Annotated in this window: 29 protein-coding genes; 13 read left to right on the top strand and 16 right to left on the bottom strand. The window is 67.8% G+C overall.

What is annotated here, in order from left to right; translation table 11 throughout:
* Positions 1-71 precede the first annotated feature (71 nt).
* Positions 72-1,313: a hypothetical protein gene (locus AB0M24_RS26645; RefSeq protein WP_363773250.1), complete on the top strand. Its 1,242-nt coding sequence runs from the start codon at positions 72-74 to the stop codon at positions 1,311-1,313.
* Positions 1,310-2,152 carry a septum formation family protein gene (locus AB0M24_RS26640; RefSeq protein ID WP_363773247.1) on the top strand — a complete coding sequence of 281 codons (843 nt, stop codon included), beginning with the start codon at positions 1,310-1,312 and terminating at the stop codon, positions 2,150-2,152. Before AB0M24_RS26645 ends, AB0M24_RS26640 begins: the two co-directional genes overlap by 4 nt.
* A 261-nt stretch (positions 2,153-2,413) precedes the next feature.
* On the opposite strand, the gene AB0M24_RS26635 is transcribed toward AB0M24_RS26640, so the two are convergent.
* From AB0M24_RS26635 to AB0M24_RS26620, 4 genes are all read right to left on the bottom strand, one after another.
* The gene (locus AB0M24_RS26635) at positions 2,414-2,626 is read right to left on the bottom strand and encodes a hypothetical protein (protein ID WP_363773245.1); all 213 of its coding nucleotides are present in this window, start codon (positions 2,624-2,626) and stop codon (positions 2,414-2,416) included.
* 74 nt (positions 2,627-2,700) lie between these two features.
* Positions 2,701-4,512 (bottom strand): phosphoenolpyruvate carboxykinase (GTP), encoded by a 1,812-nt coding sequence (locus AB0M24_RS26630; protein WP_363773242.1) that lies wholly within the window; start codon positions 4,510-4,512, stop codon positions 2,701-2,703.
* Positions 4,513-4,817: 305 nt separating this feature from the next.
* A complete protein-coding gene (locus AB0M24_RS26625) occupies positions 4,818-5,504 on the bottom strand; it encodes a hypothetical protein (RefSeq protein WP_363773239.1) in 687 nt (228 codons plus the stop codon).
* A 42-nt stretch (positions 5,505-5,546) separates the two neighbouring features.
* On the bottom strand, positions 5,547-5,783 hold the full coding sequence (locus AB0M24_RS26620) for a hypothetical protein (RefSeq protein ID WP_363773237.1): 237 nt from the start codon (positions 5,781-5,783) through the stop codon (positions 5,547-5,549).
* Positions 5,784-5,886: 103 nt separating this feature from the next.
* Here AB0M24_RS26620 and AB0M24_RS26615 point away from each other — a divergent pair, with 103 nt between their 5' ends.
* The 3 genes from AB0M24_RS26615 to AB0M24_RS26605 are packed head-to-tail and all read left to right on the top strand — an operon-like array spanning position 5,887 to position 7,464.
* Positions 5,887-6,747 carry a helix-turn-helix transcriptional regulator gene (locus AB0M24_RS26615; protein ID WP_363773235.1) on the top strand — a complete coding sequence of 287 codons (861 nt, stop codon included), beginning with the start codon at positions 5,887-5,889 and terminating at the stop codon, positions 6,745-6,747.
* Between the two features lie 8 nt (positions 6,748-6,755).
* Positions 6,756-6,929, top strand: a complete 174-nt coding sequence (locus AB0M24_RS26610) for a DUF397 domain-containing protein (protein ID WP_363773441.1) — start codon at positions 6,756-6,758, stop codon at positions 6,927-6,929.
* A gap of 40 nt (positions 6,930-6,969) precedes the next feature.
* A complete protein-coding gene (locus AB0M24_RS26605; protein ID WP_363773233.1) occupies positions 6,970-7,464 on the top strand; it encodes a hypothetical protein in 495 nt (164 codons plus the stop codon).
* On the opposite strand, the gene AB0M24_RS26600 is transcribed toward AB0M24_RS26605, so the two are convergent.
* From AB0M24_RS26600 to AB0M24_RS26590, 3 genes are read right to left on the bottom strand one after another with little or no spacing between them, the layout of a single operon-like run.
* Complete coding sequence (locus AB0M24_RS26600) at positions 7,461-9,281, bottom strand: dynamin family protein (protein WP_363773231.1); 1,821 nt, start codon at positions 9,279-9,281, stop codon at positions 7,461-7,463. The two genes, AB0M24_RS26605 and AB0M24_RS26600, sit on opposite strands and share 4 nt — an antisense overlap.
* The gene (grpE, locus tag AB0M24_RS26595) at positions 9,278-9,643 is read right to left on the bottom strand and encodes a nucleotide exchange factor GrpE (RefSeq protein WP_363773228.1); all 366 of its coding nucleotides are present in this window, start codon (positions 9,641-9,643) and stop codon (positions 9,278-9,280) included. Before grpE ends, AB0M24_RS26600 begins: the two co-directional genes overlap by 4 nt.
* Positions 9,600-11,141 (bottom strand): dynamin family protein, encoded by a 1,542-nt coding sequence (locus AB0M24_RS26590; RefSeq protein WP_363773225.1) that lies wholly within the window; start codon positions 11,139-11,141, stop codon positions 9,600-9,602. The genes grpE and AB0M24_RS26590 overlap by 44 nt, the downstream gene beginning before the upstream one ends.
* Before the next feature lie 54 nt (positions 11,142-11,195).
* Here AB0M24_RS26590 and AB0M24_RS26585 point away from each other — a divergent pair, with 54 nt between their 5' ends.
* The gene (locus AB0M24_RS26585) at positions 11,196-11,633 is read left to right on the top strand and encodes a hypothetical protein (protein WP_363773222.1); all 438 of its coding nucleotides are present in this window, start codon (positions 11,196-11,198) and stop codon (positions 11,631-11,633) included.
* On the opposite strand, the gene AB0M24_RS26580 is transcribed toward AB0M24_RS26585, so the two are convergent.
* From AB0M24_RS26580 to AB0M24_RS26570, 3 genes are read right to left on the bottom strand one after another with little or no spacing between them, the layout of a single operon-like run.
* Entirely contained in the window at positions 11,618-11,986 is a 369-nt protein-coding gene (locus tag AB0M24_RS26580; RefSeq protein WP_363773220.1) for a GntR family transcriptional regulator, read from the bottom strand. The two genes, AB0M24_RS26585 and AB0M24_RS26580, sit on opposite strands and share 16 nt — an antisense overlap.
* Complete coding sequence (locus tag AB0M24_RS26575) at positions 11,983-12,660, bottom strand: hypothetical protein (protein ID WP_363773217.1); 678 nt, start codon at positions 12,658-12,660, stop codon at positions 11,983-11,985. Before AB0M24_RS26575 ends, AB0M24_RS26580 begins: the two co-directional genes overlap by 4 nt.
* 18 nt (positions 12,661-12,678) lie before the next feature.
* Positions 12,679-13,356 (bottom strand): hypothetical protein, encoded by a 678-nt coding sequence (locus tag AB0M24_RS26570; RefSeq protein ID WP_363773214.1) that lies wholly within the window; start codon positions 13,354-13,356, stop codon positions 12,679-12,681.
* A gap of 111 nt (positions 13,357-13,467) precedes the next feature.
* Between AB0M24_RS26570 and AB0M24_RS26565 the strand changes: the two genes are divergently transcribed.
* A complete protein-coding gene (locus AB0M24_RS26565; protein WP_363773211.1) occupies positions 13,468-14,646 on the top strand; it encodes a sensor histidine kinase in 1,179 nt (392 codons plus the stop codon).
* Between the two features lie 9 nt (positions 14,647-14,655).
* Entirely contained in the window at positions 14,656-15,312 is a 657-nt protein-coding gene (locus AB0M24_RS26560) for a response regulator transcription factor (protein WP_030465720.1), read from the top strand.
* On the opposite strand, the gene AB0M24_RS26555 is transcribed toward AB0M24_RS26560, so the two are convergent.
* From AB0M24_RS26555 to AB0M24_RS26545, 3 genes are read right to left on the bottom strand one after another with little or no spacing between them, the layout of a single operon-like run.
* Positions 15,309-16,229, bottom strand: coding sequence for an SDR family oxidoreductase (locus AB0M24_RS26555; RefSeq protein ID WP_363773207.1), 921 nt, complete (start codon positions 16,227-16,229; stop codon positions 15,309-15,311). The two genes, AB0M24_RS26560 and AB0M24_RS26555, sit on opposite strands and share 4 nt — an antisense overlap.
* Positions 16,213-16,692, bottom strand: a complete 480-nt coding sequence (locus AB0M24_RS26550; RefSeq protein ID WP_363773204.1) for a pyridoxamine 5'-phosphate oxidase family protein — start codon at positions 16,690-16,692, stop codon at positions 16,213-16,215. The genes AB0M24_RS26555 and AB0M24_RS26550 overlap by 17 nt, the downstream gene beginning before the upstream one ends.
* Positions 16,692-17,219, bottom strand: coding sequence for a TetR family transcriptional regulator (locus AB0M24_RS26545; protein ID WP_363773201.1), 528 nt, complete (start codon positions 17,217-17,219; stop codon positions 16,692-16,694). The genes AB0M24_RS26550 and AB0M24_RS26545 overlap by 1 nt, the downstream gene beginning before the upstream one ends.
* A 48-nt stretch (positions 17,220-17,267) precedes the next feature.
* Here AB0M24_RS26545 and AB0M24_RS26540 point away from each other — a divergent pair, with 48 nt between their 5' ends.
* Positions 17,268-18,050 (top strand): HAD family hydrolase, encoded by a 783-nt coding sequence (locus tag AB0M24_RS26540; protein WP_363773198.1) that lies wholly within the window; start codon positions 17,268-17,270, stop codon positions 18,048-18,050.
* On the opposite strand, the gene AB0M24_RS26535 is transcribed toward AB0M24_RS26540, so the two are convergent.
* Positions 17,995-18,885: a LysR family transcriptional regulator gene (locus tag AB0M24_RS26535; RefSeq protein ID WP_363773195.1), complete on the bottom strand. Its 891-nt coding sequence runs from the start codon at positions 18,883-18,885 to the stop codon at positions 17,995-17,997. The genes AB0M24_RS26540 and AB0M24_RS26535 overlap by 56 nt on opposite strands.
* Positions 18,886-18,960: 75 nt before the next feature.
* Between AB0M24_RS26535 and AB0M24_RS26530 the strand changes: the two genes are divergently transcribed.
* The gene (locus AB0M24_RS26530; protein ID WP_363773192.1) at positions 18,961-19,314 is read left to right on the top strand and encodes a darcynin family protein; all 354 of its coding nucleotides are present in this window, start codon (positions 18,961-18,963) and stop codon (positions 19,312-19,314) included.
* Here the strand turns inward: AB0M24_RS26530 and AB0M24_RS26525 are convergent.
* The gene (locus tag AB0M24_RS26525; protein ID WP_363773189.1) at positions 19,311-19,745 is read right to left on the bottom strand and encodes a PPOX class F420-dependent oxidoreductase; all 435 of its coding nucleotides are present in this window, start codon (positions 19,743-19,745) and stop codon (positions 19,311-19,313) included. The genes AB0M24_RS26530 and AB0M24_RS26525 overlap by 4 nt on opposite strands.
* A gap of 132 nt (positions 19,746-19,877) precedes the next feature.
* Here AB0M24_RS26525 and AB0M24_RS26520 point away from each other — a divergent pair, with 132 nt between their 5' ends.
* From AB0M24_RS26520 to AB0M24_RS26510, 3 genes are all read left to right on the top strand, one after another.
* Complete coding sequence (locus tag AB0M24_RS26520) at positions 19,878-20,789, top strand: ATP-binding cassette domain-containing protein (protein WP_363773185.1); 912 nt, start codon at positions 19,878-19,880, stop codon at positions 20,787-20,789.
* A gap of 5 nt (positions 20,790-20,794) precedes the next feature.
* Positions 20,795-21,544, top strand: a complete 750-nt coding sequence (locus tag AB0M24_RS26515; RefSeq protein WP_363773182.1) for a hypothetical protein — start codon at positions 20,795-20,797, stop codon at positions 21,542-21,544.
* 86 nt (positions 21,545-21,630) lie between these two features.
* A complete protein-coding gene (locus tag AB0M24_RS26510; protein WP_363773179.1) occupies positions 21,631-22,533 on the top strand; it encodes an ABC transporter ATP-binding protein in 903 nt (300 codons plus the stop codon).
* Here AB0M24_RS26510 and mycP read toward each other — a convergent pair.
* Positions 22,499-23,647, bottom strand: coding sequence for a type VII secretion-associated serine protease mycosin (gene mycP, locus AB0M24_RS26505; RefSeq protein ID WP_363773176.1), 1,149 nt, complete (start codon positions 23,645-23,647; stop codon positions 22,499-22,501). The two genes, AB0M24_RS26510 and mycP, sit on opposite strands and share 35 nt — an antisense overlap.
* Between the last annotated feature and the right edge of the window lie 50 nt (positions 23,648-23,697).

The following is a 23,697-nucleotide window of genomic DNA, read 5'->3' as shown; positions in this document are numbered from 1 at the left end:
GACGCAGCAGTTAACGGTATGGGCCACCCGTCGGTTTCGACGGGTGGCCCTTTTCCGTTGAGATGGAGACCGTGAAAATCATCGCCGGACTCGTGATCGCGGCAGGGCTCGCGGTCGTGCCGGGCGTCGCCCACGCCCAGGACGCCAACTGCTACGACACCTCCGTCGGGCTGACCGTCGAGGAACAGCGGCTCGACGACACCCTCGTGGCCGGTGGTCCTGCCGTCGGTCCCGCGCTCGTGAAGCTCGCCGGGTTCGACGGCCGCGTCACCGAGTTCACCTCGAAGCTCTGCCGTCAGATCGTCCTCAAGCAGGCTCAGCAGTTCGCCGAACGCGAGGGCAACGCGCTGTGGAAGGCCGCTGTCGCCCGCGCGCAGAGCACGAAACCGTTGGCACACGACGCTTACGACGACCGCCCGCTCTACTGGGCCCGGCTGCAGCTCTCCACCGCGTTGCGCCAGTGGAAGCCGAAGTTCGCGCTCTCGGTGCACGACCGCGCTCAGCTGATTCAGAAGTTCGACTGGGCCTCGCGCGGACTGAGCGACTCGGCATTCCCAGCGAAGCCCGGCGTGCGCAAGATCGCAGTGACCGGCTTCGACCCGTTCCAGCTCACCGGAACGAACGTGCGGCGCGCCAACCCGGCCGGTGCGGCGGCGCTGCAGCTCGACGGCAGGGAGATCACCACTCCGCAGGGCAAGGTCGTCCTTCAGGCCGCGGTGCTGCCGGTGCTGTGGGGCGGCTTCGACGAGGGCGTCGTGGAGCGGTTCTACGGTTCGGCGTTGGAGCAGAAGCCGGACGCGTTCGTGACGATCAGCCAGGGCAGGCCAGGCAAGTTCGACATCGAGCGGTGGGCGGCGCGTTGGCGGGGTGGCTTCCCGGACAACAACAACGCCAGCTCCTACGGCACCGTCCCTGACGCCGGCGGGTGGCCGCAGCCGACCACCGAGTTCATCGAGACGTCGCTGCCGTTCCAGAAGATGATCGACGCGGGCACCGGTCCGTTCCCGGTGACGTTGAACCGGAGCTTCTGCGAATGGGTCGTCGTGGGCTCACAGCAGGACTGCCGCACCGACGACCCGACGCCAGGGCGTGTCGCGGCTGTCGGCGGCGGCGGCAACTACCTCTCCAACGAGAGCATGTACCGGGCCAACCGCATCCGAATCGGTTACGGCGCAACGAATGTCCTCGGCGGACACCTCCACACGCCGGTGCTCGGACAGCCCGCCGACCCGGCCGCGCTGACGGACGCGGCGTTCGAAAAGCAGCGTCGGGACATCGCCGATCAGGTCAAGGCCCTAGTCTCTGTGGTGTGAATCGTGTGCGGCTGGCGGTGGCAATCATCCTGAGCGCGAGTGCCCTCAGCGGGTGCGCCATCCAGGTCGGAGGTCAGGCCATCCCAGGCCCGATGCCGTCCACCGCCGCCGCAGACGCACCGACACTGCCGAAAGTGGGGCAGTGCATGAACTCCTCGGAGCTCAAGCCGGTCGACTGCGCCGCGAGCCACGACGCCGAGGTGATGAACGTCGGCGAGATGAGCGGCCTGCCGACGAGCTACCCGGACTCGCAGGCGCTGCGCAAGGCCGCGCTGCCCCCGTGCTACGGCGCGATCAACGACTACCTGGGCAGCGCGGACGCCGGCGCGACCCGCCTGCAGGTGTGGGCGTTCTGGCCGAACGAGGCGGGCTGGAAGAAGGGCGAGCGCTGGCGGCTGTGCACCGTCGTCGAACTCGCCCCCGAAGGAAAAGCCCTGGCGCGCAAGGGAAGCCTGAAGGGCGTCCTCAAGGACGCGAGCTTCAACACGTACCAGATCTGTCTCGGCGGCTCGCCGTCCAAGGACCCGGACGTGAAGCCGACCGCGTGCAACGGCACGCACATGGCCGAGGCCGTGCCGGCCGGCATCGTGCCGCTGGGCAACTACAAGGACCCCGCGCCGTCCAAGGACCAGATGAGCGACGTCGCCAAGGACAAGTGCACCAAGGCCGTGCACGACTACGTGGGCTCGGACAAGCGCACCGACGTCTTCCCCGCCTGGCGCATGCCCGGATCCCAGGGCTGGTCAGAGGGTTGGACGTACGCCATCTGCTATGCGGAGGCCACCAGGGCCTTCGGCGGCACGCTCCTCGGCCTCCGCGACAACCCGCTCCCGAACTGATCCGGCGACCACGACCATCAGCACCGCGGCGAGGGACAGCACCAGCATCGCGATTCCAGCGATCCCCACGGCACACCTCCCTACCGTCCGGTGACGATCTTTGTGACCGCCATCACATACCTAAGACGTTCCCGGTAGGGGTCAGGTTCATTCCTGGTTCAAGACCTTTTTCGGCTTGTCCACAGCTATCCACAACATGTGCACAGAGCCGTCCACACCTGTGGACAACTTCGTCTCAAATGGACGGTGAGCTGCACCGATTCACAAGAAATTGCTGCACAGGACGACGCCCGCAGCGGTGCCGATCGCCAAACCGAGGACGAAGACGACCGTGTACCGCCACCACGGGGTGCGGGCCGGCGGGGCGGGCGGCACGGGGTAGTAGCGCACGATGCCCGTCGTGGGACCGACCTCGACATCGCGCTTGGTGCCGTCGAAGTGGAGTCCGCCGAGGAAGTCCTCGTCCTGCGTCACACCACTAGTAGTACCTCAAAAAGGTGACCCACCGGTCGCCGTTGACCGGTAGGTCACCAAACACCTCAGAAGAATCAGCCGAGGCGCTGCTTCAGGGCCGCCAGCTGGTCGCGCAGCGTGGTCGGGACCTTCTCGCCGATCTTCGCGAACCACTCCTCGACCAGCGGGATCTCGGCACGCCACTCGTCGGCGTTGAACTCCAGCGAGGCCTCGATGTCCTCACGCGACGCGTCCAGGCCCTCCAGGTCCAGGTCGTCCGCGGTCGGCACGTAACCGATCGGGGTCTCCTGAGCGGCGGCCTTGCCCTCGATGCGCTCGATGGCCCACTTCAGCACGCGCGAGTTCTCGCCGAATCCGGGCCACAGGAAGCGCTTGTCGTCACCGCGGCGGAACCAGTTGACGTAGAAGATCTTCGGCAGCTTGTCGGCGTCGGCGCGCTTGCCGAGGTCGACCCAGTGCTGGAAGTAGTCACCGGCGTTGTAGCCGATGAACGGCAGCATGGCCATCGGGTCACGACGCACGACGCCGGTCTTGCCGACCGCGGCGGCCGTGGTCTCGGACGACAGCGTGGCGCCCATGTAGGTGCCGTGCTGCCAGTCGCGCGACTCGGTGACCAGCGGGATCGTCGTGGCGCGGCGGCCACCGAAGAAGATCGCGCTGATCGGGACGCCGTTCGGGTCCTCCCACTCCGGCGCCTTGATGTCGCACTGCTCGATCGGCGTGCAGTAACGGGAGTTCGGGTGCGAGCTGAGCTCCTCGCTGTCCGGCGTCCAGTCCTGGTGCTTCCACGAGGTGAGGTGGGCCGGGGGCTCGCCCATGCCCTCCCACCAGATGTCGCCGTCGTCGGTCAGCGCGACGTTCGTGAACAGCGAGTTGCCCTTGGCGATGGTGCGCATCGCGTTCGGGTTGGTGTGGTAGTCGGTGCCGGGCGCGACGCCGAAGAAGCCGTTCTCCGGGTTCACCGCGTAGAGGCGGCCGTCCTCACCGAAGCGCATCCAGGCGATGTCGTCGCCGAGCGTCTCGACCTTCCAGCCGGGGATGGTCGGCTCCAGCATGGCGAGGTTCGTCTTGCCACAGGCCGACGGGAACGCGGCGGCGATGTAGTACGCCTTGTTCTCCGGCGAGGTGAGCTTGAGGATCAGCATGTGCTCGGCGAGCCAGCCCTCGTCGCGCGCCATGACGCTCGCGATGCGCAGGGAGTAGCACTTCTTGCCGAGCAGGGCGTTGCCGCCGTAGCCGGAGCCGAAGCTCCAGATCTCGCGGGTCTCCGGGAAGTGCGAGATGTACTTGGTGTCGTTGCACGGCCACTGCACGTCCTGCTGGCCGGCCTCGAGCGGCGCGCCGAGCGAGTGCAGCGCGGGCACGAAGTCCGCGTCGTCACCGAAGACCGCGAGGGCCTTGGTGCCCATGCGGGTCATGATGTGCATCGAGACGACGACGTACTCCGAGTCGGTGATCTCGACGCCCAGCATCGGCTTCTCCGCGTCGAGCGGGCCCATGCAGAACGGGATCACGTACATCGTGCGGCCACGCATGCAGCCCCGGTAGAGCTCGGTCATGATGGCCTTCATCTCGGAAGGGTCCATCCAGTTGTTCGTCGCGCCCGAGTCCTCCTCGCGCACCGAACAGATGTAAGTCCGCTCCTCCACGCGAGCGACGTCGCTCGGGTCCGAGGCCGCCCAGAACGAGTTCTGCTTCTTCTTGAGCGGAACGAACGTGCCGGCGTCCACGAGCTTCTGCGTGAGACGGTCCCATTCACCCTGGGACCCGTCCGCCCAAACAACCTCATCGGGGCAGGTCAGCTCAGCGACTTCCTGAACCCATGCGAGCAAGCGCGCGTGGTTGGTAGGTGCGTGTTCGAGACCGGGAATGGTCACTGCCGTCATCTCGTCTCGTCTCCTGACTGAACGCCTCGGCTGCCCGAGGACGCGTGGGTCGTCCGGTGTGCGGGGACTTCGTCGTCCTCGGGAATAGCTCCAGACGCCCGGTGGGGCCGGGCGTGCGTGGAAGGGGATGGATCGAGGTTAGCCCGGTGAATGGCAGGTAAAGCACCCCCAGCCTGTCGCTTCCCTCACAAAACCGATTCTGGAATCGATTCAGCACTCGGACGGCGTTAAGGCGCGCTTGAGGTGGGAAAAACACAAGAGGCCCCGGTGCGGTTCTCACCACACCGGGGCCTGTGACCTGGGCTTCAGTTCGGGCTGATCCACTGCCCGGTGGTCGAATCGATTCGGACGACCCCGTCGAACCGTTCTTCCTCGAACCAGTCGTCCGAGTCGTCCAGAATGCCGCTCTTGGAGTCCGTCACGTACCGGCCGTCGGACTCGATGTGCCCGTGCTCGACCTCGACCCAGTCGTCACCGCGGTGTTCCGACATCGTGACCTCGCCGGACCGTGTGATCTCGGTCGCCACGTCGGCCTTGCCGTCGCCGTTCTTGTCGGTGAACAGCCAGGTGTCGCCGTCGTCGTCTTTGACCACCGCCGTGTCGGCCCGGCCGTCGCCGTCGGTGTCCTCAGTCGCCTGGCCGACCTTTCGATCGCCTTCGTCGGTGTGCACGACAATGGTGGTCTGCGGCGCGGAATTCGTCTTTTGTTGCGTTGAGTCGTTCGGGTCGACGGCAACCCACTCGCCGGAATTCTCCTCGAACCGAGCCTGGCTCAGGAGATTGCCGTCCTTGTCGAACGTGCTCATCAGATCGGCGTCACCGTCGCCGTTCGTGTCGGTGAACGCGAGATGACCGCCGTCATCCGTCTCGACCACGGCCGAGTCGTTCGTGCCGTCCTGGTCGAGGTCGAAGGTGACGTCGGCGGTGTACTCCTCATCCTCGACGGTGACCTTCAGCTCGGCGTCGGCCGCACCGTTCTCGTCGATGTACACCGGGACACACCTCCTACCGCTCATGTACCGGTATGACCCACGTTATGCCGGTTCGGTTCCCCCGCCAACCGTGTGACGCGCGCGGAGGTCGATCTCGGACTGGCCGATGGCGGCGTCGAGGGCCGCGCGGAACTGCGCGATCTCACGACCTTCGAGGGTGAACGCCGGGCCGTCGGGGCCCGCGATCTCCACCGCTCCGGCACTCACGCTGACCTCGCAGACCGCCCGGTCCGCGTAGCTGTCGCTGCAGTGCAGGAGCCACTCACGCCTGACGCCCATGGCTTCACCCTCATCTTCACCCCAGGCGGCTCTGTATATGCTTAACTTTAGGCTTTCTTAAGCGTTAAGTCGCTCGCCTAAGCGAATGAGAGGAGGCAACCAAGTGGGCCAAGCACGGCAGACTGTGGAACGCCTCCAGCTCGGACTCACGCTGCAACGGCTCCGCCTCGCAGCCGACAAGACGCAGCCGGAAGCCGCCAACGTGATCGGCAAGAGCGCAGCCCGGCTCAGTCAGGTGGAGAACGGCAAGGGCGCGCTGAAAGCGGAAGAGCTCGCCCGGTTGCTCGACTTCTACGGAGTGACGCCGGAGCAACGGGCGACCGTGCTCGCACTCGGCCGGGCCTGCCGGCGCCGGCAGCCACGCCTCGGGTACCTGGACACTCTGCCCGACTCCTACCTGCGGTTCACCGACATGCTGGCCGCGGCGAGACGGATCGGCTGGTACGAGGCCGGCGGCATCATGCCAGGACTGGTCCAGTCGGAGCCTTACGTCAGGGCGCTGATGGAGGCGAGCAGCGGAATCTGGACGGAGGCCGAGAAGCAGGAGCGCATCGACTTCCGCCTGGATACACAACGGCGGGTGCTCGAATCCCCCAACGCCGAGCAGATCGACATCGTGTTCACCGAGGAAGCGCTGCTCCGCGTCGTCGGCGACCCGGCTGTGATGAGCAAGCAGGTTCGGCACCTGCTGCACTTACCCGATCAGCACCCCGGCCTGAGCATCCGCATCGTGCCCCTGGACGTCGGGAACAACCCCTGGCTGGGTGGCGGCATGGTCACGCTGGAGTTCGCCAACGCCGACCCGATCACGTTCGTGCCCTCCGTCTGGGGGCCGGCTCTGTATTTCGACCAGCGTGTTGACACCGCACCCATGCGGCAGCTCTTCGCGACCGTCCTGGACATCGCCCTGACTGCAGAGGCGAGCAGTGCGGCCCTGGTCGAGTTTCTGGCGAGGAGATCCTGAAATTGTTCGTGTGGGCCAAGAGCAGCCACAGCTCGGCCACCAGTGACAGCTGTGTGGAAGTGCGTCTGGGGAGTGGCATTGTCTCCGTCCGGGACTCGAAGAACGCGGATGGTCCGCTGTTCGACGTGTCTTCTGGCGCGTGGCGGGCGTTCGTGAGCACGGTGGCGCAACGAACGGGGTGAGTTCGCGCGTCTGAGTGGCGACATCGGACTGGGGGTTCGCATGACGTCGGCAACCACTGCGCGCAGACGGGCTCGGGTCGCGTTGAGCATCGTCCTCGTGGCGGGTCTTGCGCTGTCCGTGTTCGCCGGTCTTCAGCACTCGTTCGTGGGTTTCATCGTCGTCGCCTGGGTCGCCGCGTTGCTGTACTGGCTGCCCTTGCTGGCCGGCGGCATGGGGCTCGAGCTGGACGGCGAGCGGTACCTGACGGGCCGGACGGTGAGCGGGCGGCGCACTGTCGACCTTCAGCGGCTGGTTCGGGTCAGGCGGTTCGTCATGCCCGCGCAGTCCGTTGCCTTTCGCATGGTCGAGCTCGTGGACGCGGACGGGGTGAGGCTCGTCGTCAACGAGCGGACCGGCAACCGGGGTGTGCGGGAGGCGGTGGAAGCCCTGCTGCCCAACGCGAAAGTCGTCAACCGCGGTTGGTCCTACCTCGGTGGGTTGCTGTGCGTGGTGCCGCCTGCGCTGATCGCTCTGGTGCTTTACGCGGTGAGCTAGGCGCGGTCGCGGACCGAGCGGATTCGGCCGAGCAGTTCCGCGGCCTTGGCACGGCCCTGTTCGACCTCGGCGAGTTGGCGGGTGACGGACTGGAGCTCGCGGCCCCGTTCGCCTGCTTCCATGCGGAGGGCTTTGTCGACCTCGCGGAGTTCGGCTTCGATGGCCTCGATGCGCTTGGCCAGAGCCTCGTCCAGAGCGAGGGACAGGGCCTGCTCGGCTTCGATGAGCTGTTCGGCGGCCAGTTGGTCCACTGTGGAGCGTGCGTCGGCGATGGCGTCGGAGAGCCATTGTTTGACGTGTTGCTTTTCGGCCGTGTGGGTTCGGGTGCGCGCCATCCACCAGCCGGCGCCCAGGCCCAGGGCGATCGTCACCGGGAGGACGATCGGGTTCAGGACGGCGATGCCGAGGCCGGCGAGGGGCATCACGGCCAGTTTGCCGGCGCCCAGGCCGCCGGAGACGCCCATGAAGACCAGGAGTTTGTCCTCGGCTGTGGGTGGGCGCTTTTCCTTGGGGCGCAGGACGACCGGAGGCTGCTCGCCGCGGGCGAACTGGCCGCGGATCAGGGTCAGTTCCTCAGGGCTGAACAGGGTCGCCAGGACCACGTCGGTCAACTGGGAGAGGCGGGCCGACAAGGCGGTGGAGATGCGGCCTGAGACGACCTGCAGGGCCGTGTCGACCTGTTGGGGCAGCGAGGCCAACGCGGTGCGGTCGGCGCCGTCGATGGCTTGGCGGTACCAGGTTTGCAGGTCGCGCATCTGGCGCGAGATCTCGTGGGAGTTCTCGACGCGGGCGCGTTGGATCTCGCCGCGGAGACGGACCTGCCAGCCTCGTGTGGAGGAGCGGCGTTCGGTTTGGAGTTCCTCGCGGCGGGCACGCAGCACCGCGGCTTCGTCTTCGCCCACGGACAGGGCGCGCTTCTCGTGTTCCAAACGCACGCGAAGCTCGTCCAGGACGGTCGAGAGTGCGCGCAGGGCGTTGGCCTCGGCGAGCATGCCGGCGCGTCCGGTCACCAGCTCCTGCAAGGAAGTCTGCAGCGCGATGATGCCCGAGCGTTCGCGGAGCATGGCGGCGGCGTCCGGGTTCGGCGCACCGGACGCCATCTCGAACATGCGGGACGACACCGGGTGGAACACCGCTTCGGCGAAGCGCGGGGCGTGTTCGGCGAGCAGGGCGCGGTCGGCGTCGAGGACCTGGCGCCAGCCGCGGTACTGGTCGGTCTTGGTCAGGCAGAACACGACGGTTTCCACGCGGTCGCCGACGCGCTTGAGGAAGTCCAGCTCGCCGCGCGTGAACGGGGACGAGGCGTCGACGACGAAGACCAGGGCGGTGGCGGAGGTGACTGCTTCCAGAGCCAGTTCGCCGTGCACGGACTCCAGGCCGCCGACGCCCGGAGTGTCCACAACGGACATGCGTTCCAGCAACGGGATCGGCGCGTCGACCTCGACGTAGCGCGGAGGGAGCTCACCGGGTGGCAGGTCGTGCGCGGCGGAGACCCAGTTGATCAGAGCGGGCAGCGGGAACGTCACCGGGGCGAGCAGGCCGGGGTAGCAGGCGCGGGCGGCCCACGACGGGCCGTGCTGGAACACCAGGTACGTGGAGGTGGCCACGTCGGCGTCGACCGGGGACAGGCCTGGCGTGGCCAGCAGAGCGTTGACCAGCGAGGACTTGCCGCGGTTCGTCTCGCCGACGATCACCACCGACGACACCTCGGGAGCGGCGTTGCGGGCAACCCAGTCAGCCAGCGCCGGGTCGAGCTCGCGCACGAGAGAAGTGAGACGTTCGCGCGTCTGGCGGACGGTCTGCGGAAGTGTGCTCATCGGGCCGTGTAAACCGTCACGATCGGAGCCCTCAGAACACGGCCGCGGTCGCAGAAGCCGGGCACCTCGGTCTCCGCCACAAATCCGAGCAGCGAGACGTCATCGGTCGGCACCGTGCCGCCGGCCTCGTGCTGCGACGGGTCGAAGCGCTCACCATCCGCGCGGACGGCCACGACTCCTATCGAGGACAGGCCTTCCTCGATCCGCTCGACCACTCCTGAACTGGCGCGGTCCAGCGCGTACAGGCACAGCTGCACCAGCGCGCGGCGTTCGGCCAGCGCCTGGTCGAGCAGCTCGTCGGCAATGGTCTCCACACCGTCATCCGACGCCACCCCGGTGGGATCGGTTCCCCTCGCGCTCATCGGTGCCCCCAGCACGTAGTTGCTGCCAGATGAGGAAATACGCCCTGTGGACGACGTGCGCCACTCGAGCCTGCGCCGGCGTCGCGCCGAAGGAGGCGAACGAACGCCACCAACCAGCGCGTTCCAGCGAATACGCGACCAGTTCCGGCAACGGACGGCCGGTCAGCCCCAGTCGGCCGGGTACGTCCGGAGTGCTGCCGACGCGCAGTACCTCCTCCGTCAGATCCGGAGCCAGCGAAACCGCGCCCGACGACACCAGCGTCAACGCCTCCAGCAACCGCAGCTGGTGGGCCTCCGGACGAGCCAGCAACACCTCGATCGCGTCGTGCACGCGCTGCCGTTCACCGGGATCACCCGAGGCCAGCGACGTGACGGACGCCAGCGCCGCGGCCGCCTTGATGCCGTCGGCACGGGCCCGGAACACCGCGTCCAACCGACCACGAACCGCTGCGAACCCAGAGGCGTCGAACAGCACGCGCCTCAGAGCACCCGCGGTGAGTGAAGGCTCGGCGTCGAGAGCCGCCAGCGCGCGACCGATGCCGTACAGGTCCAGCTTCTCCAGCAACCGCGACCGCACACCGGCCGCGACCTCGCAGTCCCACGACGTGAAGAGATCGCCGGACATCAGCATCATCGTGCGGGTGTCGGCGTCCAGCGCCGCCAGCTGCCGCAACGCCTCCGCGTCGGCCGAGGTGAACTCACCGGTCTCCGCGGACTCGGCGAGCAGGCTGATCACCGGCAGGACGTCGGCAACGCGCGGCTTCAGCAGCTGAGCCTGTTTGCCCGCCAGGATCTCCGCGGCACGCCACACGTCACCGTCAGAGCCCTCAACGGTTTCCGGCGCCACCGCGTCGACCTTGTTCAGCGCGGCGATGGCGTTGACCGGCCCGGCCTCACGAGAAGCGGTCGCCGCGGTGAAAGCGGCCAGCGTCGAATGATCATCCGCACGAACGCCCTGCGTCACGACGTAGAGAACAGCTTCGGCGCCCGCGACGGCATTGGCGGACACGGGATCCAGCAGTTCTTCGGTCCGTGCGACCGAAGCAGCGTCCAACGACCCGAGCCCAGGGGTGTCGATGACGGTGAAGTCGCGCAGCACGGCGTTCGTCAGGTACGCCTCGATGTGCGAAACGCCTTCCACACCAAGAGAAGCCGGGATCATGCCGGACGCGTCGAACGGCAGCACCTGGCGTCGCCCGTCCCGCAGCACCACTTCGATGCGGTCGACGGTTCCGTACTGGTAGCGCGTCACGAGCCGGGTGCACTCACCGACGTCGGTGGGCGCGACCCGACGCCCGATCAACGCGTTGACCAGGGTCGACTTGCCTGACTTGATCCGCCCGGCCACCGCGACCTGCAACGGCGCGTGCAGGCGCCGCAGCACTTCCTGGAAACCGTGCGCTGTCTGCTGGGAGACCTGTGGTTGCAAGGCAACACACAAGTTGGCCACGGCCGCGCACAGCGGTCCGGCCAGTTGTTGTCCTTGCAACGCCGTCACGAGCACTGATCGTGCCACGGTTTGTGCGCGTGCGTACGCGGGTAGCCACACCACATGGGTGACAGCTACGTGACGTTCCTGGTGCTGGGGATCGTCCTGGTCGTGGTCGACGGCCAGCTGATCTACCACAGCGGCAAGGGATATCTGAAGCGCGCTGCGTACGACGACGAACAGGTCGGCGGCATGATGAAGCTGACCGCCGTGCTGTTCCACCTCGTCGTGCTCGGCCTGCTGGCGCTGGTGTCGATCATCGAGATCGAGACCGGCGATCCGGTGAAGAACGTGGTCGTGAAGCTGGGCATCGTGCTGTTGCTGCTGGCACTGGCTCACGGCGTCACCATGGCGATCCTGGCCAGGATTCGGGATCGCCAGTTGCAGCAGCAGCTCGCGGACCAGATGGCCGAGGAACACCGGATCTACGAAGAGCGTCACGCGCACGTGGGCGAACCGCGACCCGCGCCCAAGATCGAGTCGCCTTACTCAGCCCCGTAACGGGCACGCACGGCGTCCAGCGCCTCCCCCTCGCTGGCGCCGAGCGACCGAGCGACGGCGACGAACTCCGCCGCGGCGGCGGAGAGCGGGTCCGGTGCATGCGAAGGCAGGGCGGCCACCACGGTGCCCTGCCTTCGTCCTGTCGTGATCACGCCCGAGGTCTCCAGCTCCCGGTACGCCCGCGCGACGGTTCCCGCTGCCAGTCCCAGGTCGGCGGCAAGCTGCCGGATCGTGGGTAAACGCGACCCGACCGGCAGCACACCGCCGCCGATCAGCAGGATCAGCTGGTCGCGCACCTGACGCCAGGGCGGAACCCCGTTGTCGACGTCGACGACGATTCTGGGAGCACTCACGGCGTGATTTTCGCCGGATCCGGCTTGGTGTTGGCCATCCCGATCCACAGGAGCAGACCGACGAACCCCGCTCTGGGCTCCAAGGTCACCGCGACCGCCACCGCCGCGCCGAGCCCTGCCGACACGTGCACGCTGCGAGTGCGCAGAACCTTGTCGACGACCCCGTCACCGGTCGCCGGCCGGGCAACCGCGGCCCAGGTGATCACGGCGACCGCCACCACCGACAGCGCCAGCCACCCCAGGAGGTCCCAGCGCTGGTGGAGGCCGAGGTAGACCGCGGAGCAGATCGCGATCACCGCGTACAACAGCACCACCCACCCGGAGGCGATGTCGAAGAGCCCGCGCCGGGTGAGCGTCGCCTCACGACGCGCGTCCCGGCGGGGCCGCAGTGCGATCAGCTCAGCCAGCAACGTGCCGGTGAGCACGACCACCAGGAGCTGAGTGGTGTTGTTCCCCCACTGCGGCAGCAGCCACAACGCCCCGTACAGCCACGGGTAGAGCAACCGCCGCCGTTTCAGATAGCGGACACCCTCCTCGACCTGCTGCTGGTTCGGTTCGGCGATGCCCCACTTCTTCAGCAGGCGCTCGCCGTTCCCCTCCCTCGGCCACAGCACCAGCAACGCGACCAGGCTCGTCCCCACGAACCCGACCAGTGGAACCCACGGAACGTCCACGCTTCCCCCAAAGCTGGTTCACCAGAAGATCTTCTTGGCCACGTAGTTGGTGTTGGACATCGCGATCCACGCCAGCAGGCCGGCGAAGACGAAGCCCCCACCCGCCAGCGCGCCCACCACGGCCGCGCCGAGGCCCGCCGACACGTGCACGCTGCGGGTGCGCAGGGCCCGGTCGACCGTCTCGTCACCGTCGGCCGGTCGTGCCACCGCCGCCCACATGACCAGCGTGACCGCGCCGACGGACACGACGAGCGCGGGTATCTGACCGATCCGCAGGTCGACGACCAGCACGACGAGCCCGATCACCACGATCACCGCGTACGCGATCAACACGTACTGGTTGGCGATGTCGAACAGGCCGCGCGGCGTGAGCGAGGCCACCCGCTGCGTCCCGCCGCGGTGCAGCTGCGTCGCGATCAGCTCGGCGAGCAGCGTGCCGGCGAGCACGATCGCCGCGAGCGAGCCGATGCCCTGGCCGCTGACGAGCGGCACCAGCGTCAACACCGCGTAGAGCACCGGGTACAGCACCCGGCGCCGCTTCAGGTAGCGGATCGCGTCGTCGATCTGCGCGGGCGTCGGATCCTGCACCCGCCAGCTCTTCAGCAGCCGCCTGCCGGTCGACTGCGTCGGCCACAGCGCCATGAGCAGCAGCAATCCCACCCCAGCGGCGATCACCATGTCCAGCAGCACGCGCACCCCCGACGACTTTGTATCAACTCCTTGACACAATAACTCACACTGAAGTCGTACGCTGGGTCCACCCGTGGCGCGACGCGCGAAAGTTCGACCCGCACCTAACCTTGTCCGGTGCGGCGGTTCAGCCTGTGGATGAAGGCTCACCCGGCGTTCGGGGACTCCCTGATCGCCGGGCTTTTGTTGATCTCGGACATGGGGCTGGCAGTGGCGGCCGCCGAACAGGGCGTGTCGTTCTCGGCGTTCTTCGCGGTGACGTTGCTGCTGCTCGGGCCGCTCCCGTTCCGGCGGTACCACCCCGTCGGCACGAGCTACCTGATCCTCGCCGGCGGGTTCCTGCAGCTCTTCACACACGGCGGCATGCAGAACGGCATCCCGGTGCGGCTGTCGGACTTCGCGCTGGCCATCGCGCTGTACACACTCGTCGCGTACGTGGGCCGCAAGTCGGGGTTGATCTACTCGGGCTGGCTGCTCGCGGGCACGCTGCTGTGGGCGGTCTTCCAGATCGCCGAGCTCCAGGCCATCTTCCTCGTGTTCATGGTCTTCGTGATCTTCGGCTTCAGCTGGGCGATGGGCGAGTTCATCGGGGCTCGCCGCGCGTACCAGAGCGAGATGGAGCAACGGCTCAAGCTGCTCGAGACCGGCCTCGACCAGCAGGCCAAGATCGCGGTCGGCGAGGAGCGGTCCCGCATCGCCCGCGAGCTGCACGACGTGGTGGCGCACGCGGTGAGCGTCATGATCGTCCACGCGGACGGCGCCGCCTACACGATCAGGTCGCAGCCGGAGGTCGCGGAGAACGCGGTCCGCACGATCGCGGACACCGGACGTCAGGCGCTGACCGAGATGCGCCGGCTTCTCGGCGTGCTGCGCAGCGAGGACGCCGAGACGCAGTGGGCCCCGCAGCCTGACGCGCGCGGTGTCGTCGAGCTCGCCGAGAACACCCGCGCGGCCGGTGTGCCGGTGCGGCTGGAGATCACCGGCGACGTGGACGACCTGCCCGTCGGCGTGGGCCTGAGCGTCTACCGGATCGTGCAGGAAGCGCTGACCAACACCATCAAGCACGCCGGCACGGGTTCGACGGCGCTGGTGCGCCTCGCCCGTTCACCGGAGGAGCTGCGGCTCGAAGTGATCGACAACGGCTTCGGCACACCCCACGACGTGGTCAAGGTGTCGGGCGGCAACGGACTGATCGGCATGAGGGAAAGGGCTGCGGTGCTGGGCGGCGAGTTCGAGGCGGGCCCCAACCCCGGCGGGGGCTGGCGCGTGCGCGCGAGCTTCCCCCTGGCCGCATAGGGTGATCGAGTGATTCGGGTGCTGCTGGTCGACGACCAGGAACTCATGCGCATGGGCTTCCGCATGGTGCTGGGAGCGCAGGAGGACATCGACGTCATCGGCGAGGCCGCGGACGGTCTCGACGCGGTGCAGATGGCCGACAAACTGCGGCCCGACGTCGTGCTGATGGACGTCCGCATGCCCGTGCTGGACGGCGTGGAGGCGACCAAGAGGATCACCGAGGCCGACACGGCCAAGGTGCTGGTCATGACCACGTTCGACATGGACGAGTACGCGTTGTCCGCCCTGCGCAACGGCGCCAGCGGCTTCCTGCTGAAGGACACCCCGCCGTCCGACCTGGTGTCGGCGCTGCGGGCGGTGGCCTCTGGCGACGCGGTGGTCTCGCCGTCCGTCACGAAGCGGCTGCTGGGCCGGTTCCTCGGCGACGGCGGCGGTGAGCTGCGCGACGCCACCGTGCTGGACGTGCTGACCGAACGCGAGCGCGAGGTGCTCGTGCTGATCGCGAAGGGCCTGTCCAACACGGAGATCGCCCGCAAGCTCTTCCTGTCGGAGGCGACGGTGAAGACGCACGTCGGCCGGATTCTCGCCAAGCTGGAGCTGCGAGACCGGGTGCAGGCCGTGGTGCTGGCCTACGAGACCGGTCTCGTCCGCCCCGGCGACGCTTAGCGGTAGTTCGCCGGATCCGCTTCCACGGTCGTCCCGGCGATGCGCGGCTTCACCACGTCGTCCCACCAGCGGCCCCAGTCGGGCTGGGTGCCGTCGAGGTCGGTGAAGCCGTACTCGCGCTTGAGCTTCCACGACGACAGGCACTGTCCGGCGAACCTGCGGCGATCCTTGTCCGCGGCGACATGTGCGATGCCGCGGCCGAGGTAGTGCGGTGTCTCGGAGATCGCGTAGTCCGGCACCTTCTCGATCGCGTCACGCCAGTTCTGCTCGGTGACGCCGAACGTCTCCAGCATCTGCTCTGACCGCAGGAACCCCGGCGTGGCCGCGATCGCCGTCACGTTCGGGTGGTCCTTGAGGTCCTTCGCCAGCACCTCTCCGAACCTGCGCACGGTGTTCTTCACCGCGTCGTAGGCGAGGTTCACGAAGTACGCCTCGCCGTCCTCGCCGTCGGTCACCTCGACCACGAGTCCGTCGTCGGAGCGGATCAGGATCGGCATCAGCTTGTGCAACGCGACGAGGTGCGTCTCGACGCCGTTGCGCCACATGTGCAGCTGCTTGTCGAGGTCGTGCTCCCAGAACTTGCCCCACTCGACGAGGTTCTCGCCGCCCCACGCGTTGTCGACGAAGACGTCGAGCTTGTCGATCTTCGCCGCCAGTGCGTCCACATCGGACGGATCGGTGAGGTCGCAGCGGACGGCGATGCCCTTGCCACCGGCCTCGGTGACGAGGTCCGCGGTGTCCTCGATCGTCTCGGCACGGCCGACCTCGGACTGCTGCGTGCGCGTCGTGCGTCCCGCCACGAACACGGTCGCGCCGGCTGCTCCCAGCTCCACCGCGATGGCCCGCCCCGCCCCACGAGTGGCGCCCGTGACGACGGCGACCTTCCCGCTCAGGTCGGGCTCACTTCTTGGTGACACGCCGAATTCCCCTTCCTTCGTGCCAGGACACGACCACCATCCCGTCACCCTCGACGGTGAGCGACACGACCTCGGTGACGTTCAGCCGGAAGAGGTCGAGCTCGCCGCCCTCCGGCATCCACCCCGTGCGGTCGTACAGGTCCTTGAGGTAGTCGTCCTTCTCCGTCCAGAACTCCGCGGTCCCGCTGATCTTCGCGTCGCCCGCCGCGGTCATCGAGGCCGTGGTCGTGTTGCAGTGCAACGAAAAGCGCGGGTCCCGCCGCAGATCGCGCGACTTCAGCGAGTCGAGCATCATGCCGACCCACAGCTCGCCGCGCGTGAAGTCCGGCTCCACGCCGCTGATCCGCGGTGAGCCGTCCTTGCGCAAGGTCGCGATCAACGCGTGCCGGTCCGCAGCGAACCTGCTCTGCGCGAACGCGGCCAGGTCGGGCTGCTCGGCCGCGAACTCGGCCCAGGTAGCCATCAGCGCATCCCCTTCAGCACCAGATCGATGTCTTCTTCCATGCGTGCCACGAGCTCTCCACGTGGCCTGATCGACCAGTCCATCGCGATCCCGTACACCAGCGCGGCCAGCACGCGAGCCGCGTTGGACGGCAGCTTCTCCGCCGCGCACAGGATCTCCAGCTCCGCCTCCAGCACCGCGTAGTGCCTGGCCAGCAGCGCCCGGAGCTCTGGGTCGATGAGGTCGACGCCCAGCTGCGCCAGGTTGTTCGTGGCGGTCGCCGGATCGGCGAGCCGGTCGAACCAGGTCAGCAGCGCTTCTCTGACGTTGCCCGCCTCGCGCATCCTCCGGGCGACCTCTTCGGTGCCCGCTCTGGTGAGCGCCTGCAGCAGGCCGCTCTTCGACCCGAACCGCTTCGCCACCGCGCCGACCGACACCCCGGCCTCCGCCGCCACGTCCGCGACCGTGAACTCGGGCCCTTTGCGGTCGATGACGGTCTCGGTCGCCGTGAGGATCCGCTCGTCGGAGATGGTTCTCGGCCGTGCCACCTCATTAGTGAACCACAATTCACTAACATTCGCATAGGATGGTGACACGTGAGCTGGAGACCGCGCCTGGTCGCGCTGGACATCGACGGAACCCTGACCCACGTCGGCTCGAACGACATCTCGCCCGCGGTGAAGGCCGCCGTCGCGCGCGCTGCCGAACACGGCACGCACGTCGTGTTGTGCACGGGCCGCAGCCTGATCGGCACGACCCCGATCGCACCTCAGATACCCGCCTCGATGGCGCTGTGCTCGAACGGCGCGGTGTGGTGGGACCCGAAACTGGACGAGATCACCAAGCGCGCGACGTTCGACCCCGGTCCGACGATCAAGGCGCTGCAGGCGTTGCTGCCGGGCTCGGTGTTCTCGGCCGAGCAGACCGGTGTCGGCAGCCTCTCGCTCGGCCGGTTCCTGCCGGGCGACCTGTGGGGCGTGGTCACCGACGCGACGTTCGAGGAGATCACCGCCGTGCCCACGCCGCGGCTCGTGATGCGCTGGCACGACCGAACGCCCGCCGAGCTGGCGTTCGCCGTGCGGGAGCTGGAGCTGCCCGACGTCTCCTGGCACGTCGACCACACCGAGCCGTGGCTGACCGCCGTGCCGCCCAACGTCACGAAGGGCTCGGCGTTGGAAGAACTCAGGATCTCGTTGGGGATCTCGGCCGACGACACGCTCGCGATCGGTGACGGCACCAACGACGTCGAGATGCTGCGGTGGGCTGCTTGCGGAATCGCGATGGGTCAGGCACCGGCGACCGTGCAGGCCGCTGCCGACGGGGTTACCGGGACGGTGCTGGAAGACGGGGCGGCGCAAGCGCTTTCGCGGTTCTTCTGACCACGTCGCGCAGCCAGCGCTGGGCGGGATCGGCGTCGAGGCGCGCGTGCCAGTGCAGGCGCACCTCGACCTCCGGCAGGTCCGCGTGGATCGGGAACCAGCGGAGGGTCTTGGGGTGTTCCTCGGCGAGACGCCGGGGGATCAGTCCTATGTAGTCGGTCGAGGCGACCAACGTCGCCGCGGCCGCGTAGAACGGCACGACCGCGCCGACGTGGCGTTGCAGACCTTCGGCTTGCAGTGCCTCGTCCAACGGTCCGTGCACGCGACCTCTGCGCGACACGCTGACGTGCGGGTACTTGCAGAGCTGCTTGAGCGTGGGCCGCTTCAGCGGGTGGTCGAGGCGGACGATGCCGACCATCCGTTCTCGGAACAGCACCTCGGACCTGATGTCCGCGTCGGAGTCGGCACCGGCGCCGATGTCCAGGTCGACGGTGCCGTCCCTGAGCACCTCGACGCTCTCGTCTCCCTCCGCGACGAACCGGAGCACGACGTGGGGTGCCGCTTCCGCCACCGCACCGACCAGCGAGGTCACCACACCGTCGCCGACCCGGATGGTGAACGTGCGGCGCAGCTCTGCGACGTCCACGGCTTTGTCGTTGACCAGCGCCGCCGCCTCGTCCAGCAACGACCGCACTCGCGGCGCGATGCGGAGGGCGAACGGAGTGGGCGCGAGACCCCGGCCGGCGCGCACGAGGATCGGGTCCTCCATCTCCCGCCGCAGCCGGGAGAGCGCTCTGCTCGTGGCCGGGATGGAGAGGTGAAGCCGCTCGGCCGCCGCGGTGACGCTGCCGTCCTGGATCAGGGCGTCGAACACCCGGAGCAGGTTCAGGTCCATGTTTGCACCGTACGCAACTCTGTCTTGTCAAAGTTGCGTGGCACGAAATAAGTGCTGGTCCATAGCGTCTTTGGCATGACATTCGAAGCGAAGCTGACCGCGTTCATGCTCATCAAGACCACCCCGAAGTGGCTGTCGCTCGCGGTGCCGGACCGCATGCAGGCGTTCGAGACGGAGATCCTGCCGAAGCTCAAGGACATCGAAGGCGTGCGATCGCGCTTCTTCGACACGGAGTTCTACGGCGCGAAAGTGACCGACGTCTGGATGTGGGAGGCGCGCGACCACGAGTCGTACCAACTGCTCGTGGACGCACTGCGGGAGACGCCGTTCTGGGACACCTACTTCGAGGTGGTCGACCTGCTCGTCGGCGTGGAGAACGGGTACGCGCTGAACTACGGCGTGGACCCGCTCGCCACGATCGGGCACTAGTCGGAGATGTTGTTCTTGGCGACGACCTTGTCGATCTTCACCCGGATGACCATCTCGCCGGGCACGCCGTTGCGCTCGGCGTAGGCGTCGGCCTGGTGGTCGCCCATGTAGCGGGCCGCGGTGCGGCCCGCCCAGTACTTCAGCTGTTCGGGGTCCTCGTCGATCTGCGCGCGGCCCGTGATGGTCACGAAGTTGAACGGCGGCGTCTCGTCGTCGAAGCAGAGGGCCACGCGGCCGTCGCGCAGGATCGACTTGCCCTTGATCGTGTCGCGCGAGGTCAGGAAGACGAGGTCGGGGCCGTCGAGGTCCACCCAGACAGGGGCGACGTGCGGCGAACCGTCCTTGCGGGTGACCGCGAGCTTGCCGGTGCGCGCGGGCTTGGCCAGCACGAACTCGCGCCACCAGCCTTCAGGAGCTTCCGTGTAACCCATGAGGAGCATTCAACTACGACTGAGGTAGCGGCACCGCACGACTGAAGTTGACGCTCGGCGTGGACTGCTGGGCGATGTGGCCGACCCCCTCCGAGCGGGAGAGTTTCCCCTGTCACCGAGAGGGGAAAGCTGATGATCGAGGCAATCGGCCTCACCAAGAGATACGGCAGGACGGTCGCGGTCGACGACCTGTCGTTCACCGTCCAACCTGGACGGGTGACCGGGTTCCTCGGTCCGAACGGCGCCGGCAAGTCCACCACGATGCGGATGATCCTCGGGCTCGACCGACCGACGGCAGGCCGCGTGCTGATCGACGGGAAGCCCTACGCCGAGCTCAACCGTCCACTGCGGACGGTCGGCGCACTGCTCGACGCCAAGTGGGTGCACCCCAACCGGTCCGCCCGCGCTCACCTGAAGTGGCTCGCCGTCTCCAACGGACTGCCCGCCAAGCGCGTGGACGCGGTGCTCGAAGCCGTCGGCCTCACGCAGGTCGCGGGCAAGAAGGCGGGCGGGTTCTCGCTCGGCATGTCGCAGCGGCTGGGGATCGCCGCGGCACTGCTCGGCGACCCGAAGGTGCTGCTGTTCGACGAGCCGGTGAACGGCCTGGACCCCGAGGGCATCCTCTGGATCCGCACGTTCATGCAGAACCTCGCCGCCGAGGGCCGCACGGTTCTGGTGTCGAGCCACCTGCTGTCCGAGATGGCCCTGACGGCCAGCGAGCTCGTGGTGATCGGCAAGGGGAAGCTGATCACGCAGAGCACCACGTCGGAGTTCATCGACCGCTCGACGGGTAACTCAGTGTTCGTGCGCAGTCCTCAGCTCTACAAGCTCGGCCCGCTGCTGACCGACAAGGGCTTCACGGTTCGTGACGGTGGCGAGAGCGCGTTGTCCGTATCGGGTGCGACTAGTGACCAGATCGGTGACATCGCCGCTGCTAACGGTGTTGTCCTGCACGAACTGAGCCCGCAGCGCGGTTCGCTCGAAGAGGCGTTCATGCAGCTGACCGGCGATGCTGTCGAGTACCACGCAGAGATCGGGAAGTGAGTGCGATGACCCTGTTGGCAGTGGAGAGAATCAAGCTCTTCTCGACCCGTTCGCCCTACTGGTGCGCGGCGCTCGCGATCGCCATGGCCGTCGGCTTCTCGGCTCTGCTCGCCGCCAACGCCGAGACCGTGAGCGTCGACCTGACGCAGGCCGGCAGCCGGCTCGCGCTGGTCGTGGTGCTGGTGCTGGGCGCGCTCGCGGTCACCACCGAGTACCGCTTCGGCACGATCCGGGCCACGTTCCTCGCGGTGCCGAACCGCACGTCCGCGCTGGTCGCCAAGACCGCGGTGGTCGCGTTCGTCGCCGGTGTGATCGGTGAGGTCGTCGCGTTCGGTTCGTGGGCGATGGCGAAGGTGATCAAGCCGAGTGCCGACCTCGCGATCAACTCCAGCGCGGAGTGGCGCAACGTCGCCGGTGTCGGCCTGATGTTCGCGATCGGCGCGATCCTCGCGGTCGCGGTCGGCATCCTGGTTCGCCAGACCGCCGGTGCCGTGGCGATCCTGCTGGTCTGGTCGATGCTGCTGGAGAACCTGGTCGGGATCATCCCCAAGGTCGGCGTGAAGATCCAGGCGTGGCTGCCGTTCATGAACGCGGACCACTTCCTCTCGGTCAACCCGCCCAGCCGCGCCGAGTCCGAGGCAGCGGGAGCAGTCGTCTACAAGCTGAGCCAGTGGGGTTCGCTCGGCTACTACGCCGGTATCGCTGTCGCGCTGCTGGTGGTCGCGTTGATCGTCGCCAAGCGACGGGACGCGTGACTCAGTAAGGGGGAGCGAGGCGTTGGGTCATCCGTCGGGGGACGGCCCAACGCCTCGATCAGTCTTTCGAGCGAACGGGAGCGGTCATGATCCAGGCAGTGCGGTTGCGCAAGCAGTACGGCCGGACGAAGGCGGTCGACGACCTGTCGTTCGTCGTGCGGCCCGGTCGCGTCACGGGCTTCCTCGGCCCGAACGGCGCCGGCAAGTCCACGACCATGCGGATGATCCTCGGCCTCGACACCCCCACCGGCGGGGACGTCACGATCGACGGGAAGTACTACTCCGAGCTCAAGCAGCCGCTGCGCAAGATCGGCGCGCTGCTCGACGCGAAGTGGGTGCACCCCAACCGTTCCGCTCGCTCGCACCTGAAGTGGATGGCCGTCTCCAACAAGATCCCGGTCAGCCGCGTCGACGAGGTGCTGGAGATCGTCGGCCTCACCGAGGTCGCCGGCAAGAAGGCCGGTGGGTTCTCGCTCGGCATGTCCCAGCGGCTCGGCATCGCGGGCGCGCTGCTCGGCGACCCCGAGGTGCTGCTGTTCGACGAGCCCGTCAACGGCCTCGACCCGGAGGGCATCCTCTGGATCCGGCAGTTCATGCACCGGCTCGCGGACGAGGGCCGCACGGTGTTCGTGTCGAGCCACCTGCTCTCGGAGATGGCGCAGACCGCGCAGGATCTCATCGTCATCGGCAAGGGTCAGCTGATCGCTCAGACCACCACCGAGCAGTTCATCAGCGACGCCACCCAGGACCACGTCCGGGTGCGCTCACCGCACGCCGTGAAGCTGCGCGAGATTCTCGTGGCGCACGCGACGGTCACCGAGGACGCCGTCGACGGAGCCCTTGTGGTGCACGGGGTTCCGGCGCAGCAGATCGGTGAGATCGCGGCGGAGAACCAGATCGTGCTGCACGAGCTCAGCCCTCAGCGCGGGTCGCTGGAGGAGGCGTTCATGCAGCTCACCAAGGAGTCGGTGGAATATCACGCGCACTGACCACCTGCGATCGCCGAGACCTGATGGCGGGCAAGGCGATCAGCAGTGCGGTCATCAGGGCGGTTCCGCCGGCCACACCGGCCACGAACGGCAGCTTGTCCTTCAGCTCGACGTCCGGCCGCTGCTCCGGACGTTGGGCGGCGAGCGTCGGAGTCGGTTGCGCGGTCGAGGGTTTCGGCTCCGGCAGCAACGGGTTGCGCTCCACCGGCGGGAGTTGCGCGGTGAGCGCACCCATCGGGTTGACCATGCCGAACCCGGTCGTGGCGTCACGGCCGGGTTCCGCCATGTCCTTCGCGGTCTTGATCAACGCGTTGACGACGTCCTTCGCGGGCATCTCCGGGTGCTTCGCCCGCACCAGAGCCGCCACGCCGGAGACGATCGCCGACGCCGCGCTCGTGCCGTCCATCTCGGCGTACCCGCTCGCGTAAACGCTTTCCGGCGCCGCCGTGACGATGCCTTCCGCAGGTGCCGCGAGCACGGTGTCCGCGCCGACGTTGGACGACTTCCACGGCTTGCCCTCGCGGTTCGTCCCCGCGACCGCGATCACGCCACCGATGTTGGCCGGAGCGGAGACCTCCTTGCCGTCGTTGCCGGTGGCGGCGACGAGCACGACGTCCTTCTCGATCGCGTAGTTCACGGCCTTGACCAGCGACGGCGTCATCGAGCTGGAGAAGCCGAGCGACATGTTGATGACCTTGGCGCCGTGGTCGGCGGCCCACCTGATGCTCTCCGCGACGACGTCGAGCGAGAACTGCTCCTTCTCGGAGCTCGAGATCGGCAGGATCTTGGCGCCGGGCGCGATGCCGAGCGCACCGCCGTTCTTGCCGGTCGCGGCGATGATCGCGGCCATCCCGGTGCCGTGGCCGTCGGTGTCGGTCGTGCCGTCGGTGCCTTTGGAGCTGCCGAAGCCGGTTCCGGGCAAGACGCGTCCGGCGAGATCGGGGTGCTTGGCGTCGACACCGGAGTCGATCACCGCGACGACCACGCCGTCACCGCGCGCCTGATCCTGCGCCGAGTAGATGTCGAGGGCGTCGAGATGCCACTCCTGCTCCTCGATCGTCTGCGCGGCGAGCAGCAACGGCAGCACGACGGCGAGCGCGGGAAGGAGGGGCACGCCAGCTACATCGTGTTTCCATCCCGCAGCGCAACGTGCCTGGGGTCACA

This window comes from Lentzea sp. NPDC051838 (assembly GCF_040681245.1).
GTDB lineage: Bacteria > Actinomycetota > Actinomycetes > Mycobacteriales > Pseudonocardiaceae > Lentzea.
This window is presented reverse-complemented; position numbering and strand designations above follow the sequence as displayed.

Coding starts and splice junctions, on each gene's coding strand:
- AB0M24_RS26630 (WP_363773242.1), bottom strand. CDS start 4,512: ATGACGGCAGTGACCATTCCCGGTCTCGAACACGCACCTACCAACCAC.
- AB0M24_RS26620 (WP_363773237.1), bottom strand. CDS start 5,783: ATGGGCGTCAGGCGTGAGTGGCTCCTGCACTGCAGCGACAGCTACGCG.
- AB0M24_RS26605 (WP_363773233.1), top strand. CDS start 6,970: ATGACGTCGGCAACCACTGCGCGCAGACGGGCTCGGGTCGCGTTGAGC.
- AB0M24_RS26600 (WP_363773231.1), bottom strand. CDS start 9,281: ATGAGCACACTTCCGCAGACCGTCCGCCAGACGCGCGAACGTCTCACT.
- grpE (WP_363773228.1), bottom strand. CDS start 9,643: ATGAGCGCGAGGGGAACCGATCCCACCGGGGTGGCGTCGGATGACGGT.
- AB0M24_RS26585 (WP_363773222.1), top strand. CDS start 11,196: ATGGGTGACAGCTACGTGACGTTCCTGGTGCTGGGGATCGTCCTGGTC.
- AB0M24_RS26550 (WP_363773204.1), bottom strand. CDS start 16,692: ATGGCTACCTGGGCCGAGTTCGCGGCCGAGCAGCCCGACCTGGCCGCG.
- AB0M24_RS26535 (WP_363773195.1), bottom strand. CDS start 18,885: ATGGACCTGAACCTGCTCCGGGTGTTCGACGCCCTGATCCAGGACGGC.
- AB0M24_RS26530 (WP_363773192.1), top strand. CDS start 18,961: ATGACATTCGAAGCGAAGCTGACCGCGTTCATGCTCATCAAGACCACC.
- AB0M24_RS26525 (WP_363773189.1), bottom strand. CDS start 19,745: ATGGGTTACACGGAAGCTCCTGAAGGCTGGTGGCGCGAGTTCGTGCTG.
- AB0M24_RS26520 (WP_363773185.1), top strand. CDS start 19,878: ATGATCGAGGCAATCGGCCTCACCAAGAGATACGGCAGGACGGTCGCG.
- AB0M24_RS26515 (WP_363773182.1), top strand. CDS start 20,795: ATGACCCTGTTGGCAGTGGAGAGAATCAAGCTCTTCTCGACCCGTTCG.
- AB0M24_RS26510 (WP_363773179.1), top strand. CDS start 21,631: ATGATCCAGGCAGTGCGGTTGCGCAAGCAGTACGGCCGGACGAAGGCG.